The sequence below is a fragment of the Streptomyces sp. NPDC107528 genome (assembly GCF_055639295.1).
The window spans coordinates 292,928-316,708 of record NZ_JBVKAV010000013.1 but is presented as its reverse complement, the minus strand read 5'-3'; the positions used below and the strand labels follow the sequence as shown (position 1 = coordinate 316,708).

General features: G+C 70.2%; 16 protein-coding genes. 3 read left to right on the top strand and 13 right to left on the bottom strand.

Features of this window, described 5'->3' with window-relative positions; genetic code table 11:
* Positions 1–6: 6 nt before the first annotated feature.
* The 6 genes from ACZ7L5_RS36630 to ACZ7L5_RS36605 form a co-directional block, all read right to left on the bottom strand.
* On the bottom strand, positions 7–573 hold the full coding sequence (locus ACZ7L5_RS36630; RefSeq protein ID WP_328878880.1) for a GNAT family N-acetyltransferase: 567 nt from the start codon (positions 571–573) through the stop codon (positions 7–9).
* A 140-nt stretch (positions 574–713) separates the two neighbouring features.
* Positions 714–1,562, bottom strand: a complete 849-nt coding sequence (locus ACZ7L5_RS36625) for a GNAT family N-acetyltransferase (RefSeq protein WP_471522469.1) — start codon at positions 1,560–1,562, stop codon at positions 714–716.
* Between the two features lie 218 nt (positions 1,563–1,780).
* Complete coding sequence (gene ispG, locus ACZ7L5_RS36620) at positions 1,781–2,938, bottom strand: flavodoxin-dependent (E)-4-hydroxy-3-methylbut-2-enyl-diphosphate synthase (protein ID WP_363048894.1); 1,158 nt, start codon at positions 2,936–2,938, stop codon at positions 1,781–1,783.
* A gap of 169 nt (positions 2,939–3,107) precedes the next feature.
* Entirely contained in the window at positions 3,108–4,400 is a 1,293-nt protein-coding gene (locus ACZ7L5_RS36615) for a M50 family metallopeptidase (RefSeq protein WP_328884302.1), read from the bottom strand.
* An 8-nt stretch (positions 4,401–4,408) separates the two neighbouring features.
* Positions 4,409–5,665 carry a 1-deoxy-D-xylulose-5-phosphate reductoisomerase gene (gene dxr, locus ACZ7L5_RS36610; RefSeq protein WP_471522467.1) on the bottom strand — a complete coding sequence of 419 codons (1,257 nt, stop codon included), beginning with the start codon at positions 5,663–5,665 and terminating at the stop codon, positions 4,409–4,411.
* A 125-nt stretch (positions 5,666–5,790) separates the two neighbouring features.
* Positions 5,791–7,725: an acyl-CoA dehydrogenase family protein gene (locus ACZ7L5_RS36605; RefSeq protein ID WP_471522465.1), complete on the bottom strand. Its 1,935-nt coding sequence runs from the start codon at positions 7,723–7,725 to the stop codon at positions 5,791–5,793.
* Positions 7,726–8,082: 357 nt separating this feature from the next.
* On the opposite strand from ACZ7L5_RS36605, the gene ACZ7L5_RS36600 reads away from it, so the two are divergent.
* The 3 genes from ACZ7L5_RS36600 (at position 8,083) to ACZ7L5_RS36590 (ending at position 12,546) form a co-directional block, all read left to right on the top strand.
* A complete protein-coding gene (locus ACZ7L5_RS36600; protein ID WP_471522463.1) occupies positions 8,083–9,099 on the top strand; it encodes a LacI family DNA-binding transcriptional regulator in 1,017 nt (338 codons plus the stop codon).
* A gap of 103 nt (positions 9,100–9,202) precedes the next feature.
* On the top strand, positions 9,203–11,251 hold the full coding sequence (locus ACZ7L5_RS36595) for a glycoside hydrolase family 31 protein (protein ID WP_471522461.1): 2,049 nt from the start codon (positions 9,203–9,205) through the stop codon (positions 11,249–11,251).
* A 107-nt stretch (positions 11,252–11,358) separates the two neighbouring features.
* Positions 11,359–12,546 (top strand): sulfotransferase family protein, encoded by a 1,188-nt coding sequence (locus tag ACZ7L5_RS36590; protein ID WP_471522459.1) that lies wholly within the window; start codon positions 11,359–11,361, stop codon positions 12,544–12,546.
* A gap of 36 nt (positions 12,547–12,582) precedes the next feature.
* Here ACZ7L5_RS36590 and ACZ7L5_RS36585 read toward each other — a convergent pair whose 3' ends face one another.
* The 7 genes from ACZ7L5_RS36585 to ACZ7L5_RS36555 form a co-directional block, all read right to left on the bottom strand.
* Complete coding sequence (locus tag ACZ7L5_RS36585) at positions 12,583–13,299, bottom strand: glycoside hydrolase family 12 protein (RefSeq protein WP_471522457.1); 717 nt, start codon at positions 13,297–13,299, stop codon at positions 12,583–12,585.
* 36 nt (positions 13,300–13,335) lie between these two features.
* Positions 13,336–15,546: a glycosyl hydrolase family 95 catalytic domain-containing protein gene (locus ACZ7L5_RS36580; RefSeq protein WP_471522455.1), complete on the bottom strand. Its 2,211-nt coding sequence runs from the start codon at positions 15,544–15,546 to the stop codon at positions 13,336–13,338.
* The gene (locus ACZ7L5_RS36575) at positions 15,543–17,522 is read right to left on the bottom strand and encodes a beta-galactosidase (protein ID WP_471522453.1); all 1,980 of its coding nucleotides are present in this window, start codon (positions 17,520–17,522) and stop codon (positions 15,543–15,545) included. Before ACZ7L5_RS36575 ends, ACZ7L5_RS36580 begins: the two co-directional genes overlap by 4 nt.
* A complete protein-coding gene (locus ACZ7L5_RS36570) occupies positions 17,522–19,750 on the bottom strand; it encodes a WD40/YVTN/BNR-like repeat-containing protein (RefSeq protein ID WP_471522451.1) in 2,229 nt (742 codons plus the stop codon). Before ACZ7L5_RS36570 ends, ACZ7L5_RS36575 begins: the two co-directional genes overlap by 1 nt.
* Positions 19,751–19,842: 92 nt before the next feature.
* Positions 19,843–20,769: a carbohydrate ABC transporter permease gene (locus ACZ7L5_RS36565; protein WP_471522449.1), complete on the bottom strand. Its 927-nt coding sequence runs from the start codon at positions 20,767–20,769 to the stop codon at positions 19,843–19,845.
* On the bottom strand, positions 20,766–21,818 hold the full coding sequence (locus tag ACZ7L5_RS36560; protein WP_471522447.1) for an ABC transporter permease: 1,053 nt from the start codon (positions 21,816–21,818) through the stop codon (positions 20,766–20,768). The genes ACZ7L5_RS36565 and ACZ7L5_RS36560 overlap by 4 nt, the downstream gene beginning before the upstream one ends.
* On the bottom strand, positions 21,818–23,497 hold the full coding sequence (locus tag ACZ7L5_RS36555; protein WP_471522445.1) for an extracellular solute-binding protein: 1,680 nt from the start codon (positions 23,495–23,497) through the stop codon (positions 21,818–21,820). The genes ACZ7L5_RS36560 and ACZ7L5_RS36555 overlap by 1 nt, the downstream gene beginning before the upstream one ends.
* Between the last annotated feature and the right edge of the window lie 284 nt (positions 23,498–23,781).

Below are 23,781 nucleotides of genomic sequence, written 5' to 3'. Positions count from 1 at the left end.
AATCGGTTAACGGCGGCGGAGCGGGAGCGGGGCGCCCATCACGGCGTACGGCTTCGGGGCGCTGGGGAAGAGGACCTGGCGGGCGAGGTCCTGATAGCCGAGGGAGCGGTAGAGGCCGCGGGCGGGGCTTTCCACGTCGATCGCCGAGAGGATCGAGCGGGGTTCGAGGGCGCCGTCCGTGATCGTGGTGATCAGACGGCGGCCGACGCCGCGGTTCTGGTAGCCCGGGTGGACGTGGAGTTCCGTGATGACGAAGGAGTTGTCGAGCCAGTCGTCGTAGCCCGGGGCCCGCAGGTAGGGCTCCACGATGGTGGACCACCAGTGGGTGCGGTCGTTCGGCATGCCGTAGACGAATCCGATGAGGCGCCCGCCGCTGGTGGCACCGAGGGCCCTTGCGCCCGGGTAGGTCATGTGGCGCAGGACGATCTGGCGGCGAACGGCCACCTCGTCGGGGCCGAGGCCGAACGCCACGGCTTGGACTGCGAGGGCTTCGTCGACGTGGGTGGCGAGGTCCAGGGGGCCGATCACGATGTCGTCTGGTTGGCGGCGGTGTGCGTGACCGGGAAGGCGCATGTGGGGAGCCTACAGGGGGGTTCGCGCTGAATTCCGGGTGCGGCATCCGTGGTTGCCGGCGCCCACGCGGCGGAGCCGCACATCGACAGGGCCCCGCGCCCCTGGGGGCGTTGCAGCGCGGTCCCTCGCAGGGAACGTCGTCAGAACAGGACGCTCATGAAGGCGCCGACCTCCTGGAAGCCCACCCTGTGGTACGTCCGTCTCGCCGCCGTGTTGAAGTCGTTCACGTAGAGGCTCACCACCGGGGCCACATCGGCCAGGGCGTAGCGCAGTACCGCTGCCATGCCGGGGGCCGCCAGGCCCTGGCCCCGGTACTCGGGGGCCACCCAGACGCCCTGGATCTGGCAGGCCCTGTTCGTGGCGGCGCCGATCTCGGCCTTGAAGACGACCTTGCCGGTGTGGTCGAGGCGGGCGAAGGAGCGGCCGGAGCCCACGAGTTCGGCGACCCGGGCCTGGTAGAGGAGGCCGCCGTCGCCGGCCAGCGGGGAGACGCCGACCTCCTCGGTGAACATCGCCACGCACGCCGGCATGATCGTCTCCATCTCGTCCTTGCGGATGCGGCGGACGTACGGATCCGGGGTGATGTCGGTCGCCATGCGGTCGGTGATCATGAGGGGCTGGTGGGCACGGACGTCCCGGGCCGGGCCCCAGCTGGGTTCCAGCAGGCGCCACAGCTGGGCGGTCGACTCGGCGGGGCCGACGATGGAGGAGCAGCGGCGGCCCGCCCGCCGGGCCCGGTCGGCGAAGGCCCGTACCGCGCGTGGACCCGCGCAGATCGGGACGAGGTTGGCGCCCGCGTAGCACAGGGAGGTGAGCATGCCGCCCTCGTACCAGCCCCACATCTCGCCGCCGAGGCGCCACGGGTCGAGGCCGGCGATCTGGACGCGGGACGTCACGAAGGCGTTCGCGACCGGCTCGCGGTCGAGCACGGCGAGCGCGGCGTCCAGGTCGCTCGGTTCGAGCACCCGTGAGGTGGTCTGGGTCAACACGTACGGGGCCTCACGCTGGGGTTCTGCTGGTCCCCGCACTGTACCTGCGGAAGCTTTGCCGTGCCGCCCCGTGGGGGTTGGCGGGCGTTGAGGGTGGACGTCGGCTGCGGTCCCGCCTCTGGGGGCTGCCGCCGCCAGGCCCCCGCTTCGGCCTGAACGGCCTCGTCCTCAAACGCCGGACGGGCTGAAATGCCCGGACCGGCGCCGAGTCGCTGCGGTCAGCCCGCCACCGCCACCGACGGCTCGCCGCTCGCCACGCCGTCCGCCTCCATCTGTTCGGCGATCTTCATGGCCTCTTCGATGAGGGTCTCGACGATCTTGGACTCGGGGACGGTCTTGATGACCTCGCCCTTGACGAAGATCTGGCCCTTGCCGTTGCCGGAGGCGACACCGAGGTCGGCCTCGCGGGCCTCGCCCGGGCCGTTCACGACGCAGCCCATGACGGCCACGCGGAGCGGGACCTCCATGCCTGTGAGGCCTGCCGTGACCTCCTCGGCGAGCTTGTAGACGTCGACCTGGGCGCGGCCGCAGGACGGGCAGGACACGATCTCCAGGCCGCGCTGCCTGAGGTTCAGGGACTCCAGGATCTGGTTGCCGACCTTGACCTCCTCGACCGGCGGGGCCGAGAGGGACACGCGGATGGTGTCGCCGATGCCCTGGGAGAGCAGGGCGCCGAAGGCCACGGCCGACTTGATCGTGCCCTGGAACGCCGGGCCCGCCTCCGTCACGCCGAGGTGGAGCGGGTAGTCGCACTGGGCGGCCAGTTGCCGGTACGCCTCGACCATCACGACCGGGTCGTTGTGCTTGACCGAGATCTTGATGTCCCGGAAGTCGTGCTCCTCGAAGAGCGACGCCTCCCACAGCGCCGACTCGGCGAGCGCCTCCGGCGTCGCCTTGCCGTACTTCTGGAGCAGACGGCGGTCCAGCGAGCCGGCGTTGACGCCGATGCGGATCGGGGTGCCGTGGTCCTTCGCGGCCCGCGCGATCTCCTTGACCTTGTCGTCGAACTGCTTGATATTGCCGGGGTTCACACGGACCGCCGCACAGCCGGCCTCGATCGCCGCGAACACGTACTTCGGCTGGAAGTGGATGTCCGCGATCACCGGGATCTGGGACTTGCGGGCGATCGTGGCGAGCGCGTCCGCGTCGTCCTGCGTCGGGCAGGCCACGCGCACGATCTGGCAGCCGGAGGCCGTGAGCTCCGCGATCTGCTGGAGAGTGGCCCCGATGTCGGACGTACGCGTCGTCGTCATCGACTGGACCGAGACCGGCGCGTCTCCGCCGACCGCCACGGTGCCGACCTGGATCTGGCGGCTCCGCCGGCGCTCGGCGAGCCTGGTCGGAACGGACGGCATGCCGAGAGAAATCGCAGTCATCTGCTGTGCAACCCCAAGTCGTGGATCAAGGTCCGGTCCCGTCAGCAGCGGGCCCCAGGCTTCGAGATTACGGCACCGTGCCTCAGCCCAGCACATCACCGCCCGTAAACCCACTCAATGGAAGGCGGCCCAGGACATGCGATCCCGGGCCGCCTCGAACTCCATGTGACTAGGAGATTCTGACTGGGTTAACCACGTCCGCCACGAGCACGAGCAGCGTGAAGCAGACGAAGATTCCGGCCACCACGTAGGCCACCGGCATCAGCTTCGCCACATCGAACGGACCGGGGTCCGGGCGGCGCAGCACCTTCGCCGTGTTGCGGCGCAGCGACTCCCACAGGGCGCCCGCGATGTGGCCGCCGTCGAGCGGCAGCAGCGGGAGCATGTTGAAGAGGAAGAGGGAGAGGTTGAAGCCGGCCAGGAGGAAGACGAACGTGGCCAGCTGCTGCGACGCCGGGATGTCCAGCGTCGCGATCTCGCCGCTCACCCGCGCCGCGCCGACGATGCCCATCGGGGAGTCCGGTTCGCGCTCGCCGTCGCCGAAGGCCGCGTCCCACAGGGCGGGGACCTTGGAGGGCAGGGCGATGAGGGAGTCGACGGCCTCGCCGACCCGGTCGGACATCCAGGTCACCGAGTCGCCGAAGTCCTGTTTGACGACGCCGGTGGCGGCGCTGAAGCCGAGGAAGCCGGCCTGGACGTAGTCGTCCTTGACGTAGGCCCCGCTCGCGTCCTTCTTCACGACCCAGTTGGTGGCGATCTTCGCGTGCAGGGTCACTTGCTCGCCCTTGCGGTCGACGACGATCGGCACCTCCTTGCCGGCGCTGTCGCGGATGAGGTCGGAGAGGGAGTTCCACTCCTCGGTCGGTACCCCGGCGAAGGAGACGATCTTGTCGCCGGCCTTCATGCCCGCGGCGGCGGCCGGCGACTTGGGGTCGGAGGCCTTGCACTCGTCGCGGTTCTGGGTCTGGGCGATGACGCACGGGGAGACCGAGCTCACGGTGGTCGTCTGCTGCTGGATGCCGAAGCCCATCAGCACGGTGAGGAACAGGGCCACCGCGAGGATGAGGTTCATGAAGGGGCCCGCGAACATCACGATGACCCGCTTCCACGGCTTGCGCGTGTAGAAGAGGCGGCTCTCGTCACCCGGCTTGAGCTCCTCGAACGCGGCCGAGCGGGCGTCCTCGATCATGCCGCGCCAGGGGGATGTGGAGCGGGCCTCCAGGCGGCCGTCCGGGCCCGGCGGGAACATGCCGATCATGCGGATGTAGCCACCGAACGGGATCGCCTTGATGCCGTACTCGGTCTCGCCCTTGTTCCGCGACCAGATGGTGGGGCCGAAGCCGACCATGTACTGCGGCACGCGGATGCCGAACAGCTTGGCCGTGGACAGGTGGCCCAGCTCGTGCCAGGCGATCGAGGCGAGCAGCCCGACCGCGAACAGCACTATGCCGAGGATGAACATCAGGGTCGTCATGCACGGGCCTCCGCCGTGTGTGCCGCCAGTTCCTGTGCCCGCCTGCGGGCCCAGGTCTCCGCTTCGAGGACGTCCGCGACGGTGAGCGAAGTTCCCGCGCGCGGGGTGCCGTGCTCCTCCACCACCCGGGTCACGGTCTCCATGATCCCGTTGAACGGCAGCGCGCCGGCCCGGAAGGCCTCGACGCACTCCTCGTTTGCCGCATTGAACACCGCCGGTGCCGTGCCCGCGAGCTCGCCCACATGACGCGCCAGATCGACCGAGGGGAACGCGTCGTTGTCGAGGGGGAAGAACTCCCACGTCGACGCCTTGCTCCAGTCGAACGTCGGCGCGGCGTCGGGGATGCGCTCCGGCCAGCCGAGGCCGATGGCGATCGGCCCGCGCATGTCGGGGGGCGTCGCCTGGGCGATCGTGGATCCGTCGGTGAACTCAACCATCGAGTGAACATACGACTGGGGATGCACGACCACCTCAATGCGGTCGAAGGAAATGTCGTAGAGGAGGTGTGCCTCGATGACCTCCAGGCCCTTGTTGACGAGGGTCGCGGAGTTGATCGTGATCACTGGGCCCATGGCCCAGGTGGGGTGGGCCAGGGCGTCCTCGACGGTCACCTGAGCCAGGTCCGCCTTCGTACGGCCCCGGAACGGGCCCCCGGACGCCGTGACGACCAGCTTCCGTACATCTGCCCGCGACCCGGACGCCAGGGCCTGGAACAGGGCCGCGTGCTCGGAGTCGACGGGGATGATCTGCCCGGGCTTGGCCAGCGCCTTGACCAGCGGGCCGCCGACGATCAGCGACTCCTTGTTGGCGAGCGCGAGTGTGCGGCCCGCCTCCAGGGCGGCGAGGGTGGGGGCGAGGCCGATGGAGCCGGTGATGCCGTTCAGAACGGTGTGGCAGTCGGAGGCGGCGACCTGGGTGGCCGCCTCGGGGCCCGCGAGGATCTCGGGGAGCGGCTCCCCCGTGCCGTACTGGGCCTGCAGGGCCTCCCGCAGCGCCGGTACGACGTCCTCGCGGGCGACCGCGACGGTCTGCGCCTTCAGCCGGTACGCCTGCTCGGCGAGGAGGGCGACCCGGCCGCCGTTGGCGGACAGGGCGGTGACCCGGAACCGGTCGGGGTTGCGCAGCACGAGGTCGATGGCCTGGGTGCCGATCGAGCCGGTGGAGCCGAGGATCACCACGTCCTTGGGGCCGTCGCCCGCTACGGGGTCGTAGACCAGATGCGGGTCGGCGAGTGGGGCTGGACTGTCGCTCATTCCCCCATTGTGGCCGGAAGGGCTGACAGGGAGGACAGGGCATCCCCATCCGGCAGGTAACAGGATGGTGAGGGGTCACTGCGAGCAGTGACCCCTCACGGCTTCTCAGGCCCTCGAACCGTCGGTCACCTGATCGGACGGTGCACGTTCTCCCGCTCGCTGGGGCCCGGCGTCGCGTCGGCGATCCAGGGGGCGCCGTCGTCCGACGGGTCGACGATGCCCTGCTCCAGCCACTCGTACGTGCCCGACATCACGCCCTTGACGACCTTGCGGTCGAGGTCGTCGGTGTTGGACCACAGGCGGCCGAAGAGCTCCTCGATCCGCAGGCGGGCCTGCTGGCAGAAGGCGTCGGCGAGCTGGTAGGCCTCGCGGCCGTGCTCGCCCTGGCCGCGCAGGTGCTCGGCGCGCACGCACACCGCGCTCATGGCGAACAGTTCGGCGCCGATGTCGACGACACGGCCCAGGAAGCCCTGCTTGGTCTCCATGCGGCCCTGCCAGCGGGACATGCCGTAGAAGGTGGAGCGGGCGAGTTTGCGGGACGTGCGTTCGACGTAGCGAAGGTGCGGGGAGAGGTCGACGCCGCGCTTGAACTCACCGTACGAATACGGCAGTTGTCCCTGGCCGGCGACCAGCTTCGGCAGCCACTTGGCGTAGAAGACGCCGGCGTTCGCGCCTGCCTTCGCCTTGTCCTGGAGGGACTTGTCGGGGTCGATGAGGTCACCGGCGACCGAGAGGTGGGCGTCGACGGCCTCGCGGGCGATCAGGAGGTGCATGATCTCCGTCGAGCCCTCGAAGATGCGGTTGATGCGCAGGTCGCGCAGGACCTGCTCGGCGGCGACCGGGCGCTCGCCGCGCGCCCTGAGCGACTCGGCCGTCTCGAAGCCGCGGCCGCCGCGGATCTGGATCAGTTCGTCGGCGATCGTCCAGGCCATCTCGGAGGCGTAGAGCTTGGCGAGGGCGCCTTCGATGCGGATGTCGTTGCGGTCCTCGTCGGCCATCTGCGAGGCCAGGTCGGTGACGGCCTCCAGGGCGAAGGTGGTGGCCGCGATGAAGGAGATCTTCGAGCCGACGGCCTCGTGGTGGGCGAGCGGCTTGCCCCACTGCTCGCGGGCCGCGGACCACTCGCGGGCGATCTTCAGGCACCACTTGCCGGCGGCGACGCAGGACGCGGGGAGCGAGAGCCGTCCGGTGTTCAGGGTCGTGAGGGCGATCTTCAGGCCCACGCCTTCGGGGCCGATGCGGTTGGCGGCGGGGACGCGGACCTGGTGGAAGCGGGTGACGCCGTTCTCGATGCCGCGCAGACCCATGAAGGCGTTGCGGTTCTCGACGGTGATGCCGGGTGAGTTGGTCTCCACGACGAAGGCGGTGATGCCGCCCTTGTGGCCCTCGGACTTCGGCACCCGGGCCATGACGACGAGGAGGTCGGCGACCACGCCGTTGGTCGTCCAGAGCTTGACCCCGTCGAGGACGTAGTCGTCCCCGTCGGGAACGGCGGAGGTGGCCAGGCGCGCCGGGTCGGAGCCCACGTCGGGCTCGGTCAGCAGGAAGGCACTGATGTCGGTGCGGGCGCAGCGGGGCAGGAACTGTTCCTTCTGCTCCGGGGTGCCGAACAACTTGAGCGGCTGCGGTACGCCGATCGACTGATGGGCGGAGAGCAGCACGCCGATCGCGGGGGACGCCGAGCCGGCCAGGGTGAGGGCCTTGTTGTAGTAGACCTGGCCGAGGCCGAGCCCGCCGTATTTGGTGTCGATCTTCATGCCGAAGGCGCCGATTTCCTTCAGCCCGTCGATCACGTCGTCGGGGATGCGCGACTCGCGCTCGATGAGGGCGCCGTCGACCTTCGTCTCGACGAAGTCGCGGAGCTTGGCGAGGAACTCCTCGCCGCGCTGGGCGGCCTCGTCGGTGGGCATGGGGTGGGGGTGGATGAGGTCGAGTCGGAAGCGGCCCAGGAACAGTTCCTTGGCGAAGCTGGGCTTGCGCCAGTCCTGCTGCCGGGCCTCCTCCGCCACCTGACGTGCCTCACGCTCAGTGACAGTGGGCTTCGTGGGTGCTGCGGACATGAGGCTCACCTCGCCGTGAATCGGGATCATGGGCCGTTTGGTTACCGACGGGTGCTACCCGATCGTATGTACCCGATTACGGGCGGGGCCACCACCCTGCGCGCGTCCGTTCGGCCGATGTTGACGGAGTCCGCCTCGGTGTCCAGGCGGTCGGCGCCCGGAGAACGGGCGCGGTCAGAGGTGTTGCGGCGGCAGGGCCGTCCGGGGGACGGTGCCCCTGGAGAGGAATGCTGTCGAAGCGCTTCGATAACCTATGGACACCCGGCCTCGCCAGAGCTAGTGTCAAATCACCTTCACACCCGCCCCTGCACGCATCGGCGCACTGTCGAAGCGCTTCACTAGAGCTTGGAGAGCTGGATGGTCACCCTCGCCGAGGTCGCCCAGCACGCCGGAGTCTCGGCGAGCACGGTGAGCTATGTCCTCAGTGGCAAGCGGTCCATCTCCACGACCACCCGGCACCGGGTCGAGCAGAGCATCCGCGAACTCGGCTACCACCCGAACGCGGGCGCCCGTGCCCTGGCCAGCAGCAGGTCCAACATCATCGCGCTGATGATCCCGCTGCGCACCGACATGTATGTGCCGGTGATGATGGAGATCGCCATCGCGGTGGCCACCACGGCCCGCACGCACGGCTACGACGTCCTCCTGCTGACCGGTGAGGAGGGCCCCGACGCGGTGCGCCGTGTCACCGGCAGCGGGCTCGCCGACGCGATGATCCTGATGGACGTCCAGTTGGACGACGAGCGGCTGCCGCTGCTGCGCGGCACCGATCAGCCGTCCGTGCTGATCGGGCTGCCCGCCGATACCTCCGGGCTGACCTGCGTCGACCTCGACTTCAAGGCGACCGGCGCGTTGTGCGTGGAGCATCTGGCGAAGCTGGGGCACCGCGACATCGCTGTCATCGGCGAGGCGCCGGCCGTCTATGAACGGCACACCGGTTTCGCGGAGCGCACGCTCGACGGACTGCGGCTGCGTTCCCAGGAGTTGGGGCTCCGGCTGCTGCACCGGCCCTGCGACGGCGGGTACGACGCGATGGCCGTCACCCTCGCCCGCATCCTCGACGAACGCCCGGGCACCACCGGATTCGTCGTACAGAACGAGTCGGCGGTCGAGCCGCTGCTCGCGCTGCTGCGCCAGCAGGGCCGTGCCGTGCCCGAGGACGTGTCGGTGGTCGGCATCTGTCCCGACCAGGTGGCCACCCAGGCCTCGGTGCGGCTGACGTCGGTCTCCATTCCCGCGCAGGAGATGGGCCGGCACGCCGTGGAGCAGCTGGTCGCCAAGCTCGACGGGCGCGGCAGCGAGGAAGTCCTGCTGATCGCGCCCGAGTTGACGGTCCGGGCGAGCTCGGGCCCGGCGCCGGCCGCCGCCCACTGACACCTCACCGCCCCCACCCTCCCCGCCACCGACCGCTGCACCGCCGTGCCCTCGCCGGGCACCCCCATGTCTGCATTCGCTGCCCTCCTGAGGAGCACACCTCGTGAATCAGCCTGCCGAAAACCAGCCCCAGCCAGGCACGGTCAGCCTCGCGCAGTCGTCCCCGACCCTCGGCACGTTCCGCGAGCGGGACGGCGCGCTGGAGTGGAGCGGCCGCCAGGAGACCGTACGCGTCGAGCCGTGGGGTCCGGACGCGGTCCGGGTGCGTGCCCGGCTCGGCGGCCCGGTCCTCGAAGGACTGCCGGGCGCGCTCCTGGAGTCCGCCCCGCCCACGGAGTCCGCCGTCAAGATCGAGGACGGGCTGGGCACGCTGACCGTCGGCGCCCTGACCGTCGAGGTCGACGCCGAGGGCCTGGTCCGGTTCCTGCGCACCTCGGGCGGCGAGGAGGTGCTCGCCGAGGAGCGCGCCCACTTCTGGTGGCCCGGCCCGCGCCTCTACACCGCCGTGGGCAACGGCCACCACCGCCTGGAACAGCGCTTCGCCGCGTACGACGACGAGAAGCTGTACGGCCTCGGCCAGCACCAGCACGGGCGGTTCGACCAGAAGGGCCTGGTCGTCGACCTCGTCCAGCGCAATGCCGAGGTCGGCATCCCGGTCCTGTCCTCCAGCCGCGGCTACACCCTGCTGTGGAACAACCCGGCGATCGGCCGCGTGGAGCTCGCGCACAACGGCACCCGGTGGGTCGCCGACTCGGCCCGCCAGATCGACTACTGGATCACCGCGGGCAGCCCGGCCGACGGCCAGCGGCGCTACAGCGCGGCGACGGGCCGTACGCCGATGCTGCCCGAGTGGGCGGCCGGCTTCTGGCAGTGCAAGCTGCGCTATCGCACACAGGACGAACTCCTCGCGGTGGCGCGGGAGTACAAGCGCCGGGGCCTGCCCCTGTCGGCGATCGTCTGCGACTTCTTCCACTGGACGCACCTCGGCGACTGGAAGTTCGACCCGGCCGAGTGGCCCGACCCTGCGGCCATGGTCCGTGAACTGACCGAGCTGGGCGTCAAGTTGGTGGTCAGCGTCTGGCCGTCGGTGTCGCCGCTGAGCGAGAACCACGCCGTGATGGAGCAGCGCGGCTACTTCATCGGCACCCAGTACGGCCCGATGGCACACGCCGACTGGCCCGACAAGGAGGTGGCCTCCACGGTCCAGGTGGCGTTCTACGACGCCACGAACCCGGACGCGCGTGAGTTCGTGTGGTCGAAGGTGCGCGACAACTACCTCGTCCCGTACGGCATCACGGCCTTCTGGCTGGACGCCTGCGAGCCGGAGCTGAAGCCGGGTTTCCAGGAGAACCTGCGCTACTGGACGGGGCCGGGCCCGGAGGTCGGCAACAGCTACCCGGCCGAGAACTCCCGCACCTTCCACGAGGGCCTGCGGGCACAGGGCGAGGAAGTCATCACCCTCAACCGCTCTGCCTGGGCGGGCAGTCAGCGCTATGGCGCCGCCCTGTGGTCCGGAGACATCGGCACCGACTTCCCGACCCTGCGCCGCCAGCTCGCGGCCGGACTCAACACCGCGCTGTCCGGCATCCCCTGGTGGAACACGGACATCGGGGGCTTCCACGGCGGCGACCCGGACGACCCGGCGTACCGCGAGGTCATGGTCCGCTGGTTCCAGTTCGGCGCGCTGTCCCCGCTGATGCGTCTGCACGGCTTCCGCGACCCGGGCACACCGCTGGGCCCGGAGATGACCGGCGGCCCGAACGAGGTGTGGTCGTACGGCGAGGAGGCCCGCCCGATCCTGGAGAAGTACCTGCGGCTGCGCGAGCGCTTGAAGCCGTACGTCCTGAAGGTCATGCGCGAGGCCCACGAGGAGGGCCTGCCGGTGATGCGGCCGCTGTTCCTGGAGTTTCCGGACGACCCGGCGGCCTGGTCGGTCGACGACGCCTATCTCTTCGGCCGCGATCTGCTGGTCGCCCCGGTGCTGACGGCGGGCGCGACGACATGGACGACGTATCTCCCGGCAGGCGCGGGCTGGACGGACGCGTGGACCGGGGAGACGTACGAGGGCGGTGCGACCGTGACGGTCGACGCCCCGCTGGACCGCATCCCGCTGTTTCTGCGGGACGGGGCACCGCTGCCGGTGGCTCAGTAGCCGTGCCAGAGGGGGTGGCCGGACGGTGGAGGTCTTCCGGTCACCCCCTCGGCCGCTCGTCCAACTCCCGGCTCCAGCACGTCAGTTCATCGGTATAGAGTCGCCGCGTGTCCTCGCCTCCCCTCGCCCTCACTCTCGCCAACCAACTGCTGCGGCCGGGGTTCGGATCCCGTCGCGGTCCCGACCGGATCTTCGACCGGATCGTCGTGGAGGCGGGAGAGGCCAAGGGGGACCGGCAGTTCGTCGACGACTTCCGGCTGCTGCTGGGCTGGTGGGCGAGGGCCGAGAACCTCACGCCGGTCGGCTGGCAGTCCGCTCAGGTCTTCGTGCGCCGGCATCTCACGAATCGGGCGCGGGTGCGGGCTCTGGTCGCCGAGCACCCGGAGATCGAGCGGGAGCCGATCGAGAAGCCGGTGTTCGTCGTGGGCCTGCCGCGTACCGCGACCACCGTCACGCACTCCGTCCTGTCGCTCTCGGCCGAGCACCGCAGCCCTCTGCTGTGGGAACTCCTCGCCCCCGGCCTGGAGCCGTCGCCCCGCGAGCGCCGGAAGGCGGTCACCGCGGGACGCCGCATGGTCCAGGGAACCAACCTGTTCGCACCGCGCTTCCGCGACATCCACGCGATGGCCGCCGAGGGCCCCGAGGAGTGCACCTTCGCCCTGCCGCACGCCCTGATGCCGCTGTCGCAGGTGCTGATACCGGAGTACGTGGAGTGGTACCGCGCGCGGGACTTCACCGACGACTACCGGTACCTCAAGCAGGTGTTCCAGGTCCTGCAGTACGGCCGTCCGCGGCGCCGCTGGATCCTCAAGTCCCCGCTGCACCTGGGCAACCTCGACGCGCTGCACACGGTGTTCCCGGACGCCACGATCGTGTGGTGCCACCGCGACCCGGTCACCGCCGTGGCCTCCTTCTGCAGCCTGATCGAGCACGGCATGGCCGTCAGCACCCGCCCCCTCGACCTGCACGGCATCGGCGCCATCTGGTCCGGCCTGCTGAGCCGTGCCATGCGACGCGGCCTCGCGGCCCGTGCCGCCCTCCCCCGCGAGACGGTGGTCGACGCCCCGTACTCCTGGCTCGGCGCCGAGCCCGCCACGGGTGCCCCCAAGCTCTACGACGCCGTCGGCGCACGCTGGACCGACACCGAGGCCGCCCGCCTGGCCGTCGCCGTCGCCCGCCCCAAGGGCACCCGACCGCACCGCTACGACCTGGCCCGCTACGGCCTGACCCGCGCCGAGGTCGAGGACGCCTTCGCGGACTACAACGCGCTGCGGGCCGAGGTCGACCGCGCCTGAGGCGGGACGCGGACCGGCCCCGGCCCTGCTGACGGGTCAGCTGCTACTGACGGTCAGGTTGTTCGTGGCGAAGTCGAGCCCGCCGGACGACGAGGTGATCTCGTAGCCGAACTGCACGTCACCGATGGTCTCGCTGCTGGACATCCAGCCCTTGGTGTTGGCAATCCAGCCGAGGATCGGCTTGATGTCCACGCTGCCCGAGGTGGAGTCGGACGTCCGCAGGAACGAGAAGACCTCGTTCGCGCCGTTGTTGCCCTTGTAGACGGTCCAGGTGTGACCGCCGAGCGTGACATTGCCCTGCGAGGTGCCGAGCGGGCCGACGGCTCCGTTGTAGTTGACCCAGAGCATGATCTCGTAGTCGTAGTCGGTGTCCCAGATGTCGTACGACGTGTTGTACGCGCCGGACGACGGGACGGAGACGTTGTAACTGCTGGTGAGCGAGCCGAGGGAGGCGATCGTCTTGTTGATCACCTTCTTGGAGTTGGGGTAGGACTTGATGCCGCCCGTGCCCGGGTGGTTGGCCCAGACACCCCAGTTGGTGCCGGAGTTGGCCCAGATGCACTGGCTGCCGGCGCCGGAGCCCCAGATGTTGTTGTAGAGCGTGTAGCCGTTCAGGCTGGTGTTGCCCCACTGGTCGCAGGAGTTCCAGACGGCGGCCGAGGCGGGGGCGGAGGCGAGCCCGACGGTGGCACCGAGGGCCATCGCCGGGGCCAGCACGGCCATGGTGATCTTGCGTAGTGCGCTCTTTGCCATGGTGTCCCTTTCCATGGGTGGGGGGAGTTGCGGGGGTTACCACGCCCCGAGGCCGAGGACGTGGTCTTCTCCGGCGACGAGGTCGAGCGGTTGGGCGTCGCCGGTGGAAGTCCGGAGTTCGATGCGCAGGGTGCGAGACGGTTTCAGGACGGCGGTCGCCCCGCCGGGCCCCCACGTCAGATCGACCTCCGCGCCGAACCGGGTGCGTACGCCTCGAAGCCGGCCCTTGGGGAGGGTGGGCGGCACGGCGGGCAGCAGGACCAGCCGGCCCGGGGTCGACTGCACGAGCATCTCGATCAGTACGGCGGGCAGGGTGTGCGCGGCGTCCGCGTTGTAGACGTCGCGGTTCGGGTAGTGGGCGCTCATCAGGGAGGCGTGGAAGAAGTCGCCGTCCAGGACCTGGTCGAGGGCGTGGGCAACCCGCTCGCCGTCCCTGAGGCGGGCCGCGATGAGGGCGTGGTGGAGATGGCCGTGCGCCGAGTCGTTCTCCGCGCCGCGCAGTTCGAGGGCACGGTGGGCGGCCGTCGCGAGGTCCGGGGTGTCGTACGGGGTGATCTCGTCGAGGGGCCAGACTCCGTGGAGGTGGCTGAGGTGGCGGTGGTCGTACGTGTCCTCCAGGCCCGGCCAGGCCCATTCGGCAAGGGCGCCGTCGGCGTTGATCCGGTGCGGAGGGAGGCGGTCGGCGAGGGCGTGCCAGCGGTCGGCCTCCGGGGTGCCCGGGTGGTAGCGAGCGGCCGTGCACAGGGCGTGCCGGGCCGCCGAGAGGTCCATGGCCGCGTTGATCGTGCCCCAGCTCGCGTTCGCCGGGCGGTTCTCGGGTGAGTAGGAGGGGACGACGATCAGGCGGCCGTCGCGGTCGGTGCGGGTGAGGAAGTCCTCGTAGAACCGGGCGACTTCGGTGAGTGCGGCGGCGGTGCGCGGGTCCCTTTCGCCGCGGGTCTCGTCGTGGTCGACGAGCGGCTTGAGCAGCCAGTCGGCGCCTGCGGTCCACAGGTGCAGGGGGTATGCGCGGCTGAAGTGGTAGAGGTGGCCGGACTCGCCGTCGGTGTGGGCGGGAGCCACGACGCCACGGGTGCCGAAGATCGCGCGGGCGTTGTCCCGCCAGTGGTCCCACTGGCCGTGGACGAGGGCGGCATGGGCCTCGGTCACCTCCGGAAGTGCTGCCGCGGCGGCCGATGCGGTCTGGAGGTTGAGGTTGGCGTCGGTGGTGAACGCGCCCGACCAGGCCGTGTTCCAGTCGCCGGTCCACAGGCCGGTCAGCCGGGGCGGCAGCATTCCGGCGGCGGACATCAGGTGGTAGCGGCCGGCCGCGAAGAGGCGTTCCAGGAGAGCGGGGCTCTTGGGGCGGCTCACCAGGTCCGAGCCGGGCAGGGCTCGTTCGGCCGCGTCGGCGCCGAGATCGAGGCCGACGCGGAGGTAGGCCGGACGGTGCAGGTCGGTGTGGCGGGTGAGGAGTCGGCCGTACGGGTCCTCGTCGCACTCGGGCAGCAGGGCGCGCAACGCGTGTGCCTCGACGAGCGTGTCCAGCTCGCCGGTGTGGCGCCGGACGCGGGTGAGGAGCAGCAAGGAGCGGGCGTTCTCGATGCGCAGGCCCGGCAGCGAGGTGCGGGTGCTTCCGCCCGTGACCACGGCGAGGGTGACGCCCGTGTACGAGCGGTCGCTGCCGGGGTAGCGGGCGCGCAGGGTGAGGAGCGCGCCCTCGGGAGTGCGGACGGCACCGTGTCCGACCGCCAAGTCGTAGGGCGCACCAGGAAGTCGGTGGTCCAGGGTGACATCGACCGTGAGGCCGGGCTCGGTGACGTGCTGGACGATGACGTCGTCGGCGCGGGAGACGAACACCCGGCTCCGCCAACCGCCTTGCGCGGCCGTGCAGACGCCGGTGGTGAAGTCGGCCTCCCGGCGGTAGTCCCCGCGCTCCTGGGCGGCCGGGCGGCTCAGCCGCACCTGGAACGCGGGGTGGAAGGGCTGCACCCATTGGAGCTCCCGCCCGTCGGTGAATCGCTCGGCTGCGGTGACGTCACCGGCGAGCAGCCGGTCCTGAAGGTGCGGGAGCTCGGCGGCGAGGGCGGGGGGACGGGCGTGTTCGCCGCCGTTGGGGCGGACCAGGGTGTGGTGGTTGACGATGACCCGGTCGGCGTTCGGATCGCCGAACACCATGACGCCGTGTCGGCCGTTCCCGCTCAGGAAGGCGTCCTCCCAGCGGGTGGCGGGAGCGGGCTCCCAGGTGCCGTGAACGGGTCCGCTCATGAGACGGCCTCCAGTACGGCGACCCCGTACCGCCCCAGCTCCACGGAGTCGGTCGTGTCCGCGCCGGTCAGCAGGTCGTGGTGGCGGCCCGGCACGGACACGGTGACCGCGTCGCGCCCGTAGTTCAGAAGGAACAGCAGCCCACCCCGCCGTACCGCCTCCACACCTGCCGGAAGTCCGGCGAGGGTCGGTCGTACACCCGCACCCGTCGCGATGTCGGCGAGCAGTGTGCGCAGGGCGTGCGGCTCGGGGAGGGTGGAGACGTACCAGGCACGGCCCTTGCGCAGGACGGCGGGCAGTCCGTCCAGCTCGCCCCCCTTGTAGGGCGTCACGGCGGCCACGTCGTCCGCCGCCTCGATCTCCTCGGACCACAGGGTGCCGTAAAAACCCTCGACGTCGGCCTTCTCCCCCGCGTCGAGCGGCCACCATTCGTGCAGGGTGCGGATGCCGAACAGTTCGCGCAGCCGTACGTCCATGCCGCCCGGGCGGACGCGGTCGTCCTCGTCGGCGACGCCGGTCAGGAAGCCGGCGACGAGGGTGCCGCCGCCCTCGACGTAGGCGACGAGGTGGTCGATGGCCGCGTCCGTCATCAGGTACAGCTGGGGGACGACGACCAGTTTGTAGGCGGACAGGTCGTGTTCGGGGTGGGCGAAGTCCGTGACGGTGTGGGCCTCCCAGAGGGCGCGGTGCCAGGCACGGACGACCTGCGGGTAGTCGAACTCGGAGGACAGCCGGCCGTCCTGCATGCTCGCCCACCAGGCGTTCCAGTCGAGGAGTACGGCGACTTCCGCGGCGTCGACCCGGCTGTCCGCCACCTTCCCGCCGAGCCGGGCGAGCTCGGCGCCGATCCGCTTGACCTCCTGGTACGTACGGCCGTGCTCGCCCGCGTGGCTGACCATCCCGGAGTGGAACTTCTCCGAGCCCTGCCGGGACTGCCGCCACTGGAAGTAGCAGACGGCGTCGGCGCCGCGGGCCACGGCCTGGAGGGACCACAGGCGGTTGAGGCCGGCGGGCTTGGGGTGGTTGACGCCGCGCCAGTTGACCGGTCCGGCCGCCTGCTCCATGACCATCCAGGGGCCGCCGCCGGCCTGCGAGCGGGTCATGTCATGGATGAGCGCCCCGTGCTGCCCGCCGAACGGATCGCGCGGATCCGGGTAGATGTCGACCGAGACGACGTCCTCCCGCTCGGCCCAGAGCCAGGCGTCCTGCCCCTGCCAGAACGGCATGAAGTTGGTCGTCACCGGGATGTCCGTGCTGTGCCGGGCGACGATGTCACGCTCGGCGAGGTAGCACTCCAGCAGCGCGTCGGACGTGAACCGCTTGAAGTCGAGAACCTGCGTGGGGTTCTTCATGTAGTGCGCGCGGCGCGGCGGCAGGACCTCGTTCCAGTCCCCGTATCCCTGGCTCCAGAACGCGGTGCCCCAGGCCTCGTTGAGGGCGTCGAGCGTGCCGTACCTGTCCTGGAGCCAGCGGCGGAAGGCAGCCTCGGCCTCGGGGCCCCAGTCATAGGTGCAGTACTCGTTGTTGATGTGCCACATCCGCAGGGCCGGGTGGCCGGCGTAGCGGGCGGCGAGGTCCTCGGTGATGGCGGCGGCGTAGCGGCGGTAGGTCGCGCTGGAGTGGGAGAAGTGCTGGCGGGAACCCCACCACTCGGTCCGGCCGTCCTCGTCGCGCGGGAGGGTCTCGGGGTGCAGCCGGCCCATCCAGGGCGGGGGCGAGGAGGTGGGGGTGGCGAGGACGACGCCGACGCCGTTGTCCTGCATCAGGTCCATCAGCCGGTCCAGCCAGCGGAACTCCCGCTCCCCCGGCCGGGGTTCGAGCTTCGCCCAGGAGAAGACACCGAGGGTGACCGAGTTGACCCCGGCGTCCTTCATCAGGCGGACGTCGTCGTGCCAGGTCTCCTCGGGCCACTGCTCGGGGTTGTAGTCGCCGCCGAAGAGAAGGCGGCCGCGGGTGGCGTCGTTCAGGTCGGGCATCAGACCGGGTCCCCGTACTGGACACCCCGCCCGTTGGTGGCGAGGTAGACGCGGCCGTGGAGGCGCGGGTCGCCGGTGACGGCCGCTCCGATCCAGCCCCATTGGTGCAAGTCGTCGTTGATCCGCACCCAGGTCTTCGCCTCGTCGTCGGAGCGGTGGACCGCGGTGCTGCTCTCGGTGGAGCCGACCAGGTAGAGCGCCGGGTAGACGGCGCCTGGGGCGGCCTTGCCGAAGCCGAGGGTGTACGAGGCCCAGCAGCTGTCGACCTTGGTGAAGGTCGCGCCGCCGTCGGTGGAGCGGTACAGCCCGTTCCACTTGAGGCTCAGCCACAGGTCCCCGGCCCGGCCGGGCGCCACGGCCAGCTGGAACTCCCTGTCACCCGAGTTCAGCCCGCCGGCCCGCGCGGCGAAGGTGAGACCGCCGTCGGTGCTGGCGTGGAGCGTGCCGGTGGCGGTGTCGAAGGCGTAGAACGTCGTCGGGTCGACGGGGTCCGCGACCGGCGTGGCCCCCTTCGGCAAGGAGGTGACCTCGGACCAGGTGGCGCCGTTGTCGGCGGAGCGCTGGGCCGGGTAGGGGGTGCCGTCCCAGTGCACGAAGGACCACAGCAGCACGCTGCCGTCGGCGTTGGCGGCGATCGGCCCCGGCGCGTCCTTGGCGATGGCGGGCTGGGTCTTGAAGGGCGCCCAGGTCTGCCCGCCGTCGTTCGAGTGGGCGCCGTTGCCGTGGTCGCCCCAACCGGTACGGACGACGTACGACGGCCTGGCCGCGGCCTGCGCGAGCCCGGTGGAGGTCCCGAACACCGGATTGGCGGCCATGCCGCGCGACGGGGACGCCGCGAGCGACTCGTGGTACATCACACCGATGTCCCCGTTGCCGCTGATCAGGTGCGCCCTCCCGGCCGGCGGCGAGATCAGCTGACGGACGGACGTCTCCTCCAGTCCCCGGATCTGCGGGGCCCAGTGCACCAGGTCGCGCGTGCCGTAGAGAGTGGCGCCGGTGCCGTGGACGATGTGCTTCGCGTCGTACGGGTCGACGGCGACCGCCTGGATCCACCAGCCGAACTTGGGCTTGTCGGCACCCCACTTGAGGTACGGCGTCTCGGAGACGTCGAGGACGGAGGTGTCCTTCAACGACGTCCATGTGCGACCGCCGTCGGTGGTCCGGTACACGGTGTCGATGTCGGCCCAGCGGTTGTTGGTGGACACCACGACCGTGCCGGGCCGCCGGGCGTCGACGGCGACGCCGCCGTAGCCGAAGGTGTCGGCCGAACCGTCACCCGTGGTCCCGCCGGGCTGCACGGGCGTGACGTCGGTCCACTTCCCGTTGAGCGTGCACAGCTTGTGCGCGCTGCCGTCACTCTGACCGTTGGGGCCGGGTGCGTTGGCGTACGTCACGTACAGCTCGTGGGTGTGGCGGTCGTACGCGGCGCGGATCGGGACCTTGGCGGCGGTGCCGGTGGGCTGACCGGGGACGGCCTCCCACTTGGTGCCGTCGGCGGTCCGGTACAGGTTCTTGGTGGCCGCCGTGCCGTCGCCGTCGCCCCAGCCGGCGTAGAGGGTGCGGCCGGCGGCGACGAGGAGGGTGACGCCCTGTCCGGTGGCACTCGGGGTACCCGGGAATCCGGTCACGGCCGCCCAAGTGGCGCCCCGGTCGGTGGACTTGAGCAGCCCGTCATGCCGGGTGCCCAGCCACAGGGTGTCGCTGTCCCGTGGGTCGACGAGCAGCCGCTCCCCGGTGCCCCGTCCGTCCTCGTTGGCGCCGAGCTTCACGGCGAGGTCGGCGCGCTGCCAGGTGGCCCCGCGGTCCGCTGAGCGCAACACCGCTCCGTTGCCGGCCCAGGACTGGGCGTAGGTGCCCAGGGCGAGGTAGACACGGTCGGGGTGGGCGGGGTCGACAGCGATGGCCTCGACGCCGAGGAGGTTCCAGTCGTCCCAGCCGAGGTGGTCGGTCAGCGGGGTCCAGCGGGCGGCGCGGTCGTCCCAGCGGTAGGCGCCGCCGATGTCGGTGCGGGCGTAGGCGAGGCCGCGGGCGGAGGGATGGAAGAGCACGCCGGTGACGAAGCCGGTGCCGCCCATGACGGCGTTGCGCCAGCGGTACGCCTGGCCGGCGGCAGCGGCGTCGGGCTCGGCGGCGGAGGCCTGCCCGGCGATGGACGGCACGGCGGTGAGCGCGGCAGCGGCCGCGGTGCCGGCGAGGACGGTTCGTCTGCTGGGCTGGGACGAGCGCATGGCAAACCTCGTTCTGGCAAGGGGGCGGGGACGCCTACGTGGGGGACAGCGAGCAACCGGTGGTCCTGCGGCTAGACCTTGCTGTGCGGTCGTCAGCCCTTGACCGCGCCGGTCAACATGCCCTTCTTGAAGTGGCGCTGGACGAACGGGGACGCTACGGCGACGGGGATCAGGGCGAGGACCATGACGGCCATCTGCAGTCCAAGGGAGGAGAGTTCACCGGTGCGGACCGCCTGCTGAAGGCCGGTCGGCGCCTCGGTGTTCTTCTGGACCAACTGGATGAGCACGTTCTGCAGCGGCATCATCTGCTGGTCGCTGAGGTAGATGGAGGCGTTGAACCAGGCACTCCAGTAGCCGACCGCGTAGAACAGCGAGATGACGGCCAGCACCGCCCGCGACAGCGGCAGGATGATGGTCAGCAGGATCCGCAGGTCGCCGGCCCCGTCGATGCGGGCGGACTCGGTGAGTTCGGGTGAGATCCCCATGAAGAAGGCCCGCAGGACAAGGATGTTGAAGACGCTGACCGCGCTCGGCAGGACGAGCGACAGATAGGTGTCCGTGAGGCCCAGCGACTGCACCAGCAGGTACGTCGGGATGAGGCCGGCCCCGAAGAACATCGTCGCCATCATGGTCATCAGGAAGAACCGATGCCCCAGACTCCCCGGCCGGGACAGGCCGTAGGCCGCGAGCACCGACACCGTCATCGAGAACAGCGTGCCGAAGAGGGTGACGCCGGCCGAGACCATGATCGCCCGGCTGACCTGGCCGCCGCCGAGCAGTTCGGTGTAGTTGACGAAGGTGATGCCCTGGGGGATCACGACGAGGCCGCCGACCCGGTCGATCACCGGCTTCGGGGAGAGGCTGGTGACGATCACGATCCACAGCGGACCGAGCACCCCCAGGCAGCACAGCGCGAGGAAGCCGCTCTTCAGGGTGAGTCCGGCCTTGCTGGGCGGCTCCTCCCACACGGGGCGGGCGGGGGCCTTGAGGCTGCGGATGAGCTGCGTGTTGAGGCTCATTTCTTGTACACCCCCTGCTCGCCCAGCAGGTGCGCGAACTTGTTCGCGCCCAGGACGAGGCAGACTCCGATGACTCCCTTGGCGAGGCCGACCGCGGCCGCGTAGCTGAAGTCGCCGTTCTGGATACCCATGTTCCACACGTACGTGTCCAGGACCTCGCTGGCCCCCGCACCGACTGCGTAGCGCTGGAGCAGGAACTGCTCGAAGCCGACGCTCAGCGCGTCGCCCACCCTGAGGACCAGCAGCAGCGCGATCACCGGGCGCAGCGCGGGCAGCGTCACATGCCACATGCGCCGCCGGCGCCCCGCCCCGTCCATGGCGGCGGCCTCGTACAGGTCGGTGCTGACCGCGGCCAGCGCCGCGAGGAAGACGATGATCCCCCAGCCTGCGTCCTTCCACACGGCCTGCGCGGTGACCAGGTACTTGAAGAGATCCGCGTCGGTCATCAGGTCGAAGCCGCTCCACCCGTGGTTCTCCAGGGTCTGGGCGATGATGCCCGCGCCGCCGAAGATCTGCTGGAACACGGTGACCACGAGGACCCACGAGAAGAAGTGCGGCAGATACATGATCGCCTGTGCCACGGCCCGCACCCGGGGCCGCACCACGCTGTTGATGAGCAGCGCGAGGGCGATGGGGATCGGGAAGAACAGCACCAGCTGGAGCACGAACAGGACGACGGTGTTCTTCGCGGCGCTCCAGAACAGCGGGTCGTCCAGCATCCGCGAGAACTGCTCCACGCCGACCCAGGGGCTGTGGAGGATCGCGGTGACGCCGTTGCCGGAGACGTACGGGTCGTAGTCCTGGAAGGCGACGACGTTGCCGAGCAGCGGGACGTAGTTGAAGAGCAGCAGCAGGAGGATGACGGGCAGCGTCATCAGGATGAGCGCGCGATCGCGGCGCAGCCGGATCCGGAAGGGAACCTTGCCGGCCTTGCTCGTCCTGCGCGGCACCCGCTCCTTCACCGCGGCGGTGGCGACCGCGGCCGTCGGCTCCTCGACGGCCGCGGGGGGACGAGTCCCGTCGGGCCTGCTCCCGGCCGTGAGAGACATCAGTTGCCGCTGCCGTTCTTGTCGATGAGCTCCTTGTACCAGTCGCGCAGCTTGTCGCCCCCGGAGGACCTCCAGGTGGAGATGGCCGCCTGGACCTCCGACAGTTTCCGGTTGCCCCGCACGTAGTCGATCTCCAGCTGCTCGAACTGGCTGGAGAGATTGGCGTAGCGGGTCGGCTCGACGATGTTCATGCCGTACGTGGACGTCTTCTTCATGAAGGCGCCCATCCGCTGCTGCCACTCGACCTGCTTGCGGGCGACGTCGGGGAAGTCGGGGTGGGCGTAGTAGGCGGCCGGTGCGGCCAGCATCACCCAGGCGTTGACCACCTGGGAGTTGCCCAGGTCGTTCTTGACCGGGACGCCGTCCTTGACCGTGTAGTGGGTGCCCTCGACGCCGTAGTCGACGAGCATCCGCTCCTTGGTGCCGTAGGGCGCTGCCGCGAAGTCGGCGGCGGCCAGCGCGTTCTCGATCGTCGTCTTCGAGGCGCCCTTGCGGATCAGCGACCAGATACCGGCGGGCTGGGCCGCGGTCAGCTTCGGGTTGCCACCGTCCGCGCCGAAGATGTCCATGCCCTCGATCTCGAAGTCCGGGTTGGACGCGGCCTGTTCGGTGGTCTTCCCGTACCAGGAGGACATGTCGTTGTTGAAGACGAGGATCTGGCCGGCGGTGAAACGGTTGCCCGCGTCGCCCGAGCGCGCTTTGTCGTCGGGATGGACCACGCCCGCGTCGAACAGCTTGCGGGTCCACTCCAGGGCTTCCAGGTACTCGGGCTGCTCGACTCGGTACGTCAGCTTGCCGTCGTCCGCGCTGTCCCAGCCGAGCGTCCCGGAGGGGCGGACGCCGAAGATGCCCCATGCGGTCCAGTTCATGTCACCGCAGGCGTACACCTTGGCCTTGGCGCTGGTGGCCTCCTTGGCCCAACTGAGGAACTCGTCGGGTGACTTGGGGACCGAGTAGCCCTTCTTGTCGAAGATGTCCTTGCGGTAGAAGGGCACGATGAAGGACGCAGTCGCGGCCGGCATCGGGATGCCGCGCAGGGCGCCGCCGAAGATGCCCATGCGCCAGGCGTCGGAGGGGATGGCCGCCAGGTTCGGGTACTTCTTGACCTTGTCGCCCGCCAGGTGGGGGCCGAGGTCCATGAACTTCGCGGTGACCGCGTTCGAGATCTTGCCGACCAGTTCCCAGCTCGGCACGACCACCATGTCGGGTATGGAGCTGGAGGCCAGGACGGCGCCGAGCTTCTCGCCGTAGGTGTTGCCGTCCTGGTTCTGCCAGGTGACCTTGGTGCCCGCCGCGGCGTCCAGCGCCTTGTAGTAGGGGTTGCCGGGCTTCGGCGGGGAGCCCCAGAACGGGGCCATGACCTTGAAGGGGGCGCCGGTGCCGAGCTTCTCCGGGACCGAGGTGGCAAGGGCGGCGAGATCGACCTTGCCGGTGTAGCCGGCCGCCGAACCGTTCTTCGACGGAAGGTCCGGCTGGGCGACCGTGCTCGCCACGTACGTCGGCAGCAGCTTCTTCGCGTCCTTGCCCGACGTGGCCCCCTCACGCGAACCGCTGTCCGAACCGCCGCAGGCGGCGAGCAGCGGCATCCCACCGGCCACCGCTGCGGTGGCGACCGCCGTGGAGGCGAGGAAGCTTCTCCGGCTGGTTCCAAAGGAGGCTGAGTCGGCGTTCGGCGTCATTGCGTCAACCCTTCATGGCGCACCTGGACACCCGGCGGTGGGCCGTCGGCTGCGGTGTCGTAAGTGGAACTGGCTGAGCTGAAGCGGTCCTCCGACCACTGCGACGAGATCCGACCGGGCTCCGTCGTCGAAGCGCTTCGATGTTGCTGCGAGGTTAAGTGAACACCCAGGGGTGCACAAGGGTCGCTTCCAAGATTCCTCCGAGGTGCGGGAAGGGACCTTTCCTTATGCATTGCTTGAAGTAAGGGTGCCGATGTCTTGACACCCACCCCCGAGCCAAATCA

Excerpts from the sequence above, each read along its gene's own strand:
- ACZ7L5_RS36630 (WP_328878880.1), bottom strand. The coding sequence starts at position 573 with ATGCGCCTTCCCGGTCACGCACACCGCCGCCAACCAGACGACATCGTG.
- ispG (WP_363048894.1), bottom strand. The coding sequence starts at position 2,938 with ATGACTGCGATTTCTCTCGGCATGCCGTCCGTTCCGACCAGGCTCGCC.
- ACZ7L5_RS36615 (WP_328884302.1), bottom strand. The coding sequence starts at position 4,400 with ATGTTCATCCTCGGCATAGTGCTGTTCGCGGTCGGGCTGCTCGCCTCG.
- dxr (WP_471522467.1), bottom strand. The coding sequence starts at position 5,665 with ATGAGCGACAGTCCAGCCCCACTCGCCGACCCGCATCTGGTCTACGAC.
- ACZ7L5_RS36605 (WP_471522465.1), bottom strand. The coding sequence starts at position 7,725 with ATGTCCGCAGCACCCACGAAGCCCACTGTCACTGAGCGTGAGGCACGT.
- ACZ7L5_RS36600 (WP_471522463.1), top strand. The coding sequence starts at position 8,083 with ATGGTCACCCTCGCCGAGGTCGCCCAGCACGCCGGAGTCTCGGCGAGC.
- ACZ7L5_RS36585 (WP_471522457.1), bottom strand. The coding sequence starts at position 13,299 with ATGGCAAAGAGCGCACTACGCAAGATCACCATGGCCGTGCTGGCCCCG.
- ACZ7L5_RS36580 (WP_471522455.1), bottom strand. The coding sequence starts at position 15,546 with ATGAGCGGACCCGTTCACGGCACCTGGGAGCCCGCTCCCGCCACCCGC.
- ACZ7L5_RS36575 (WP_471522453.1), bottom strand. The coding sequence starts at position 17,522 with ATGCCCGACCTGAACGACGCCACCCGCGGCCGCCTTCTCTTCGGCGGC.
- ACZ7L5_RS36570 (WP_471522451.1), bottom strand. The coding sequence starts at position 19,750 with ATGCGCTCGTCCCAGCCCAGCAGACGAACCGTCCTCGCCGGCACCGCG.
- ACZ7L5_RS36565 (WP_471522449.1), bottom strand. The coding sequence starts at position 20,769 with ATGAGCCTCAACACGCAGCTCATCCGCAGCCTCAAGGCCCCCGCCCGC.
- ACZ7L5_RS36560 (WP_471522447.1), bottom strand. The coding sequence starts at position 21,818 with ATGTCTCTCACGGCCGGGAGCAGGCCCGACGGGACTCGTCCCCCCGCG.
- ACZ7L5_RS36555 (WP_471522445.1), bottom strand. The coding sequence starts at position 23,497 with ATGACGCCGAACGCCGACTCAGCCTCCTTTGGAACCAGCCGGAGAAGC.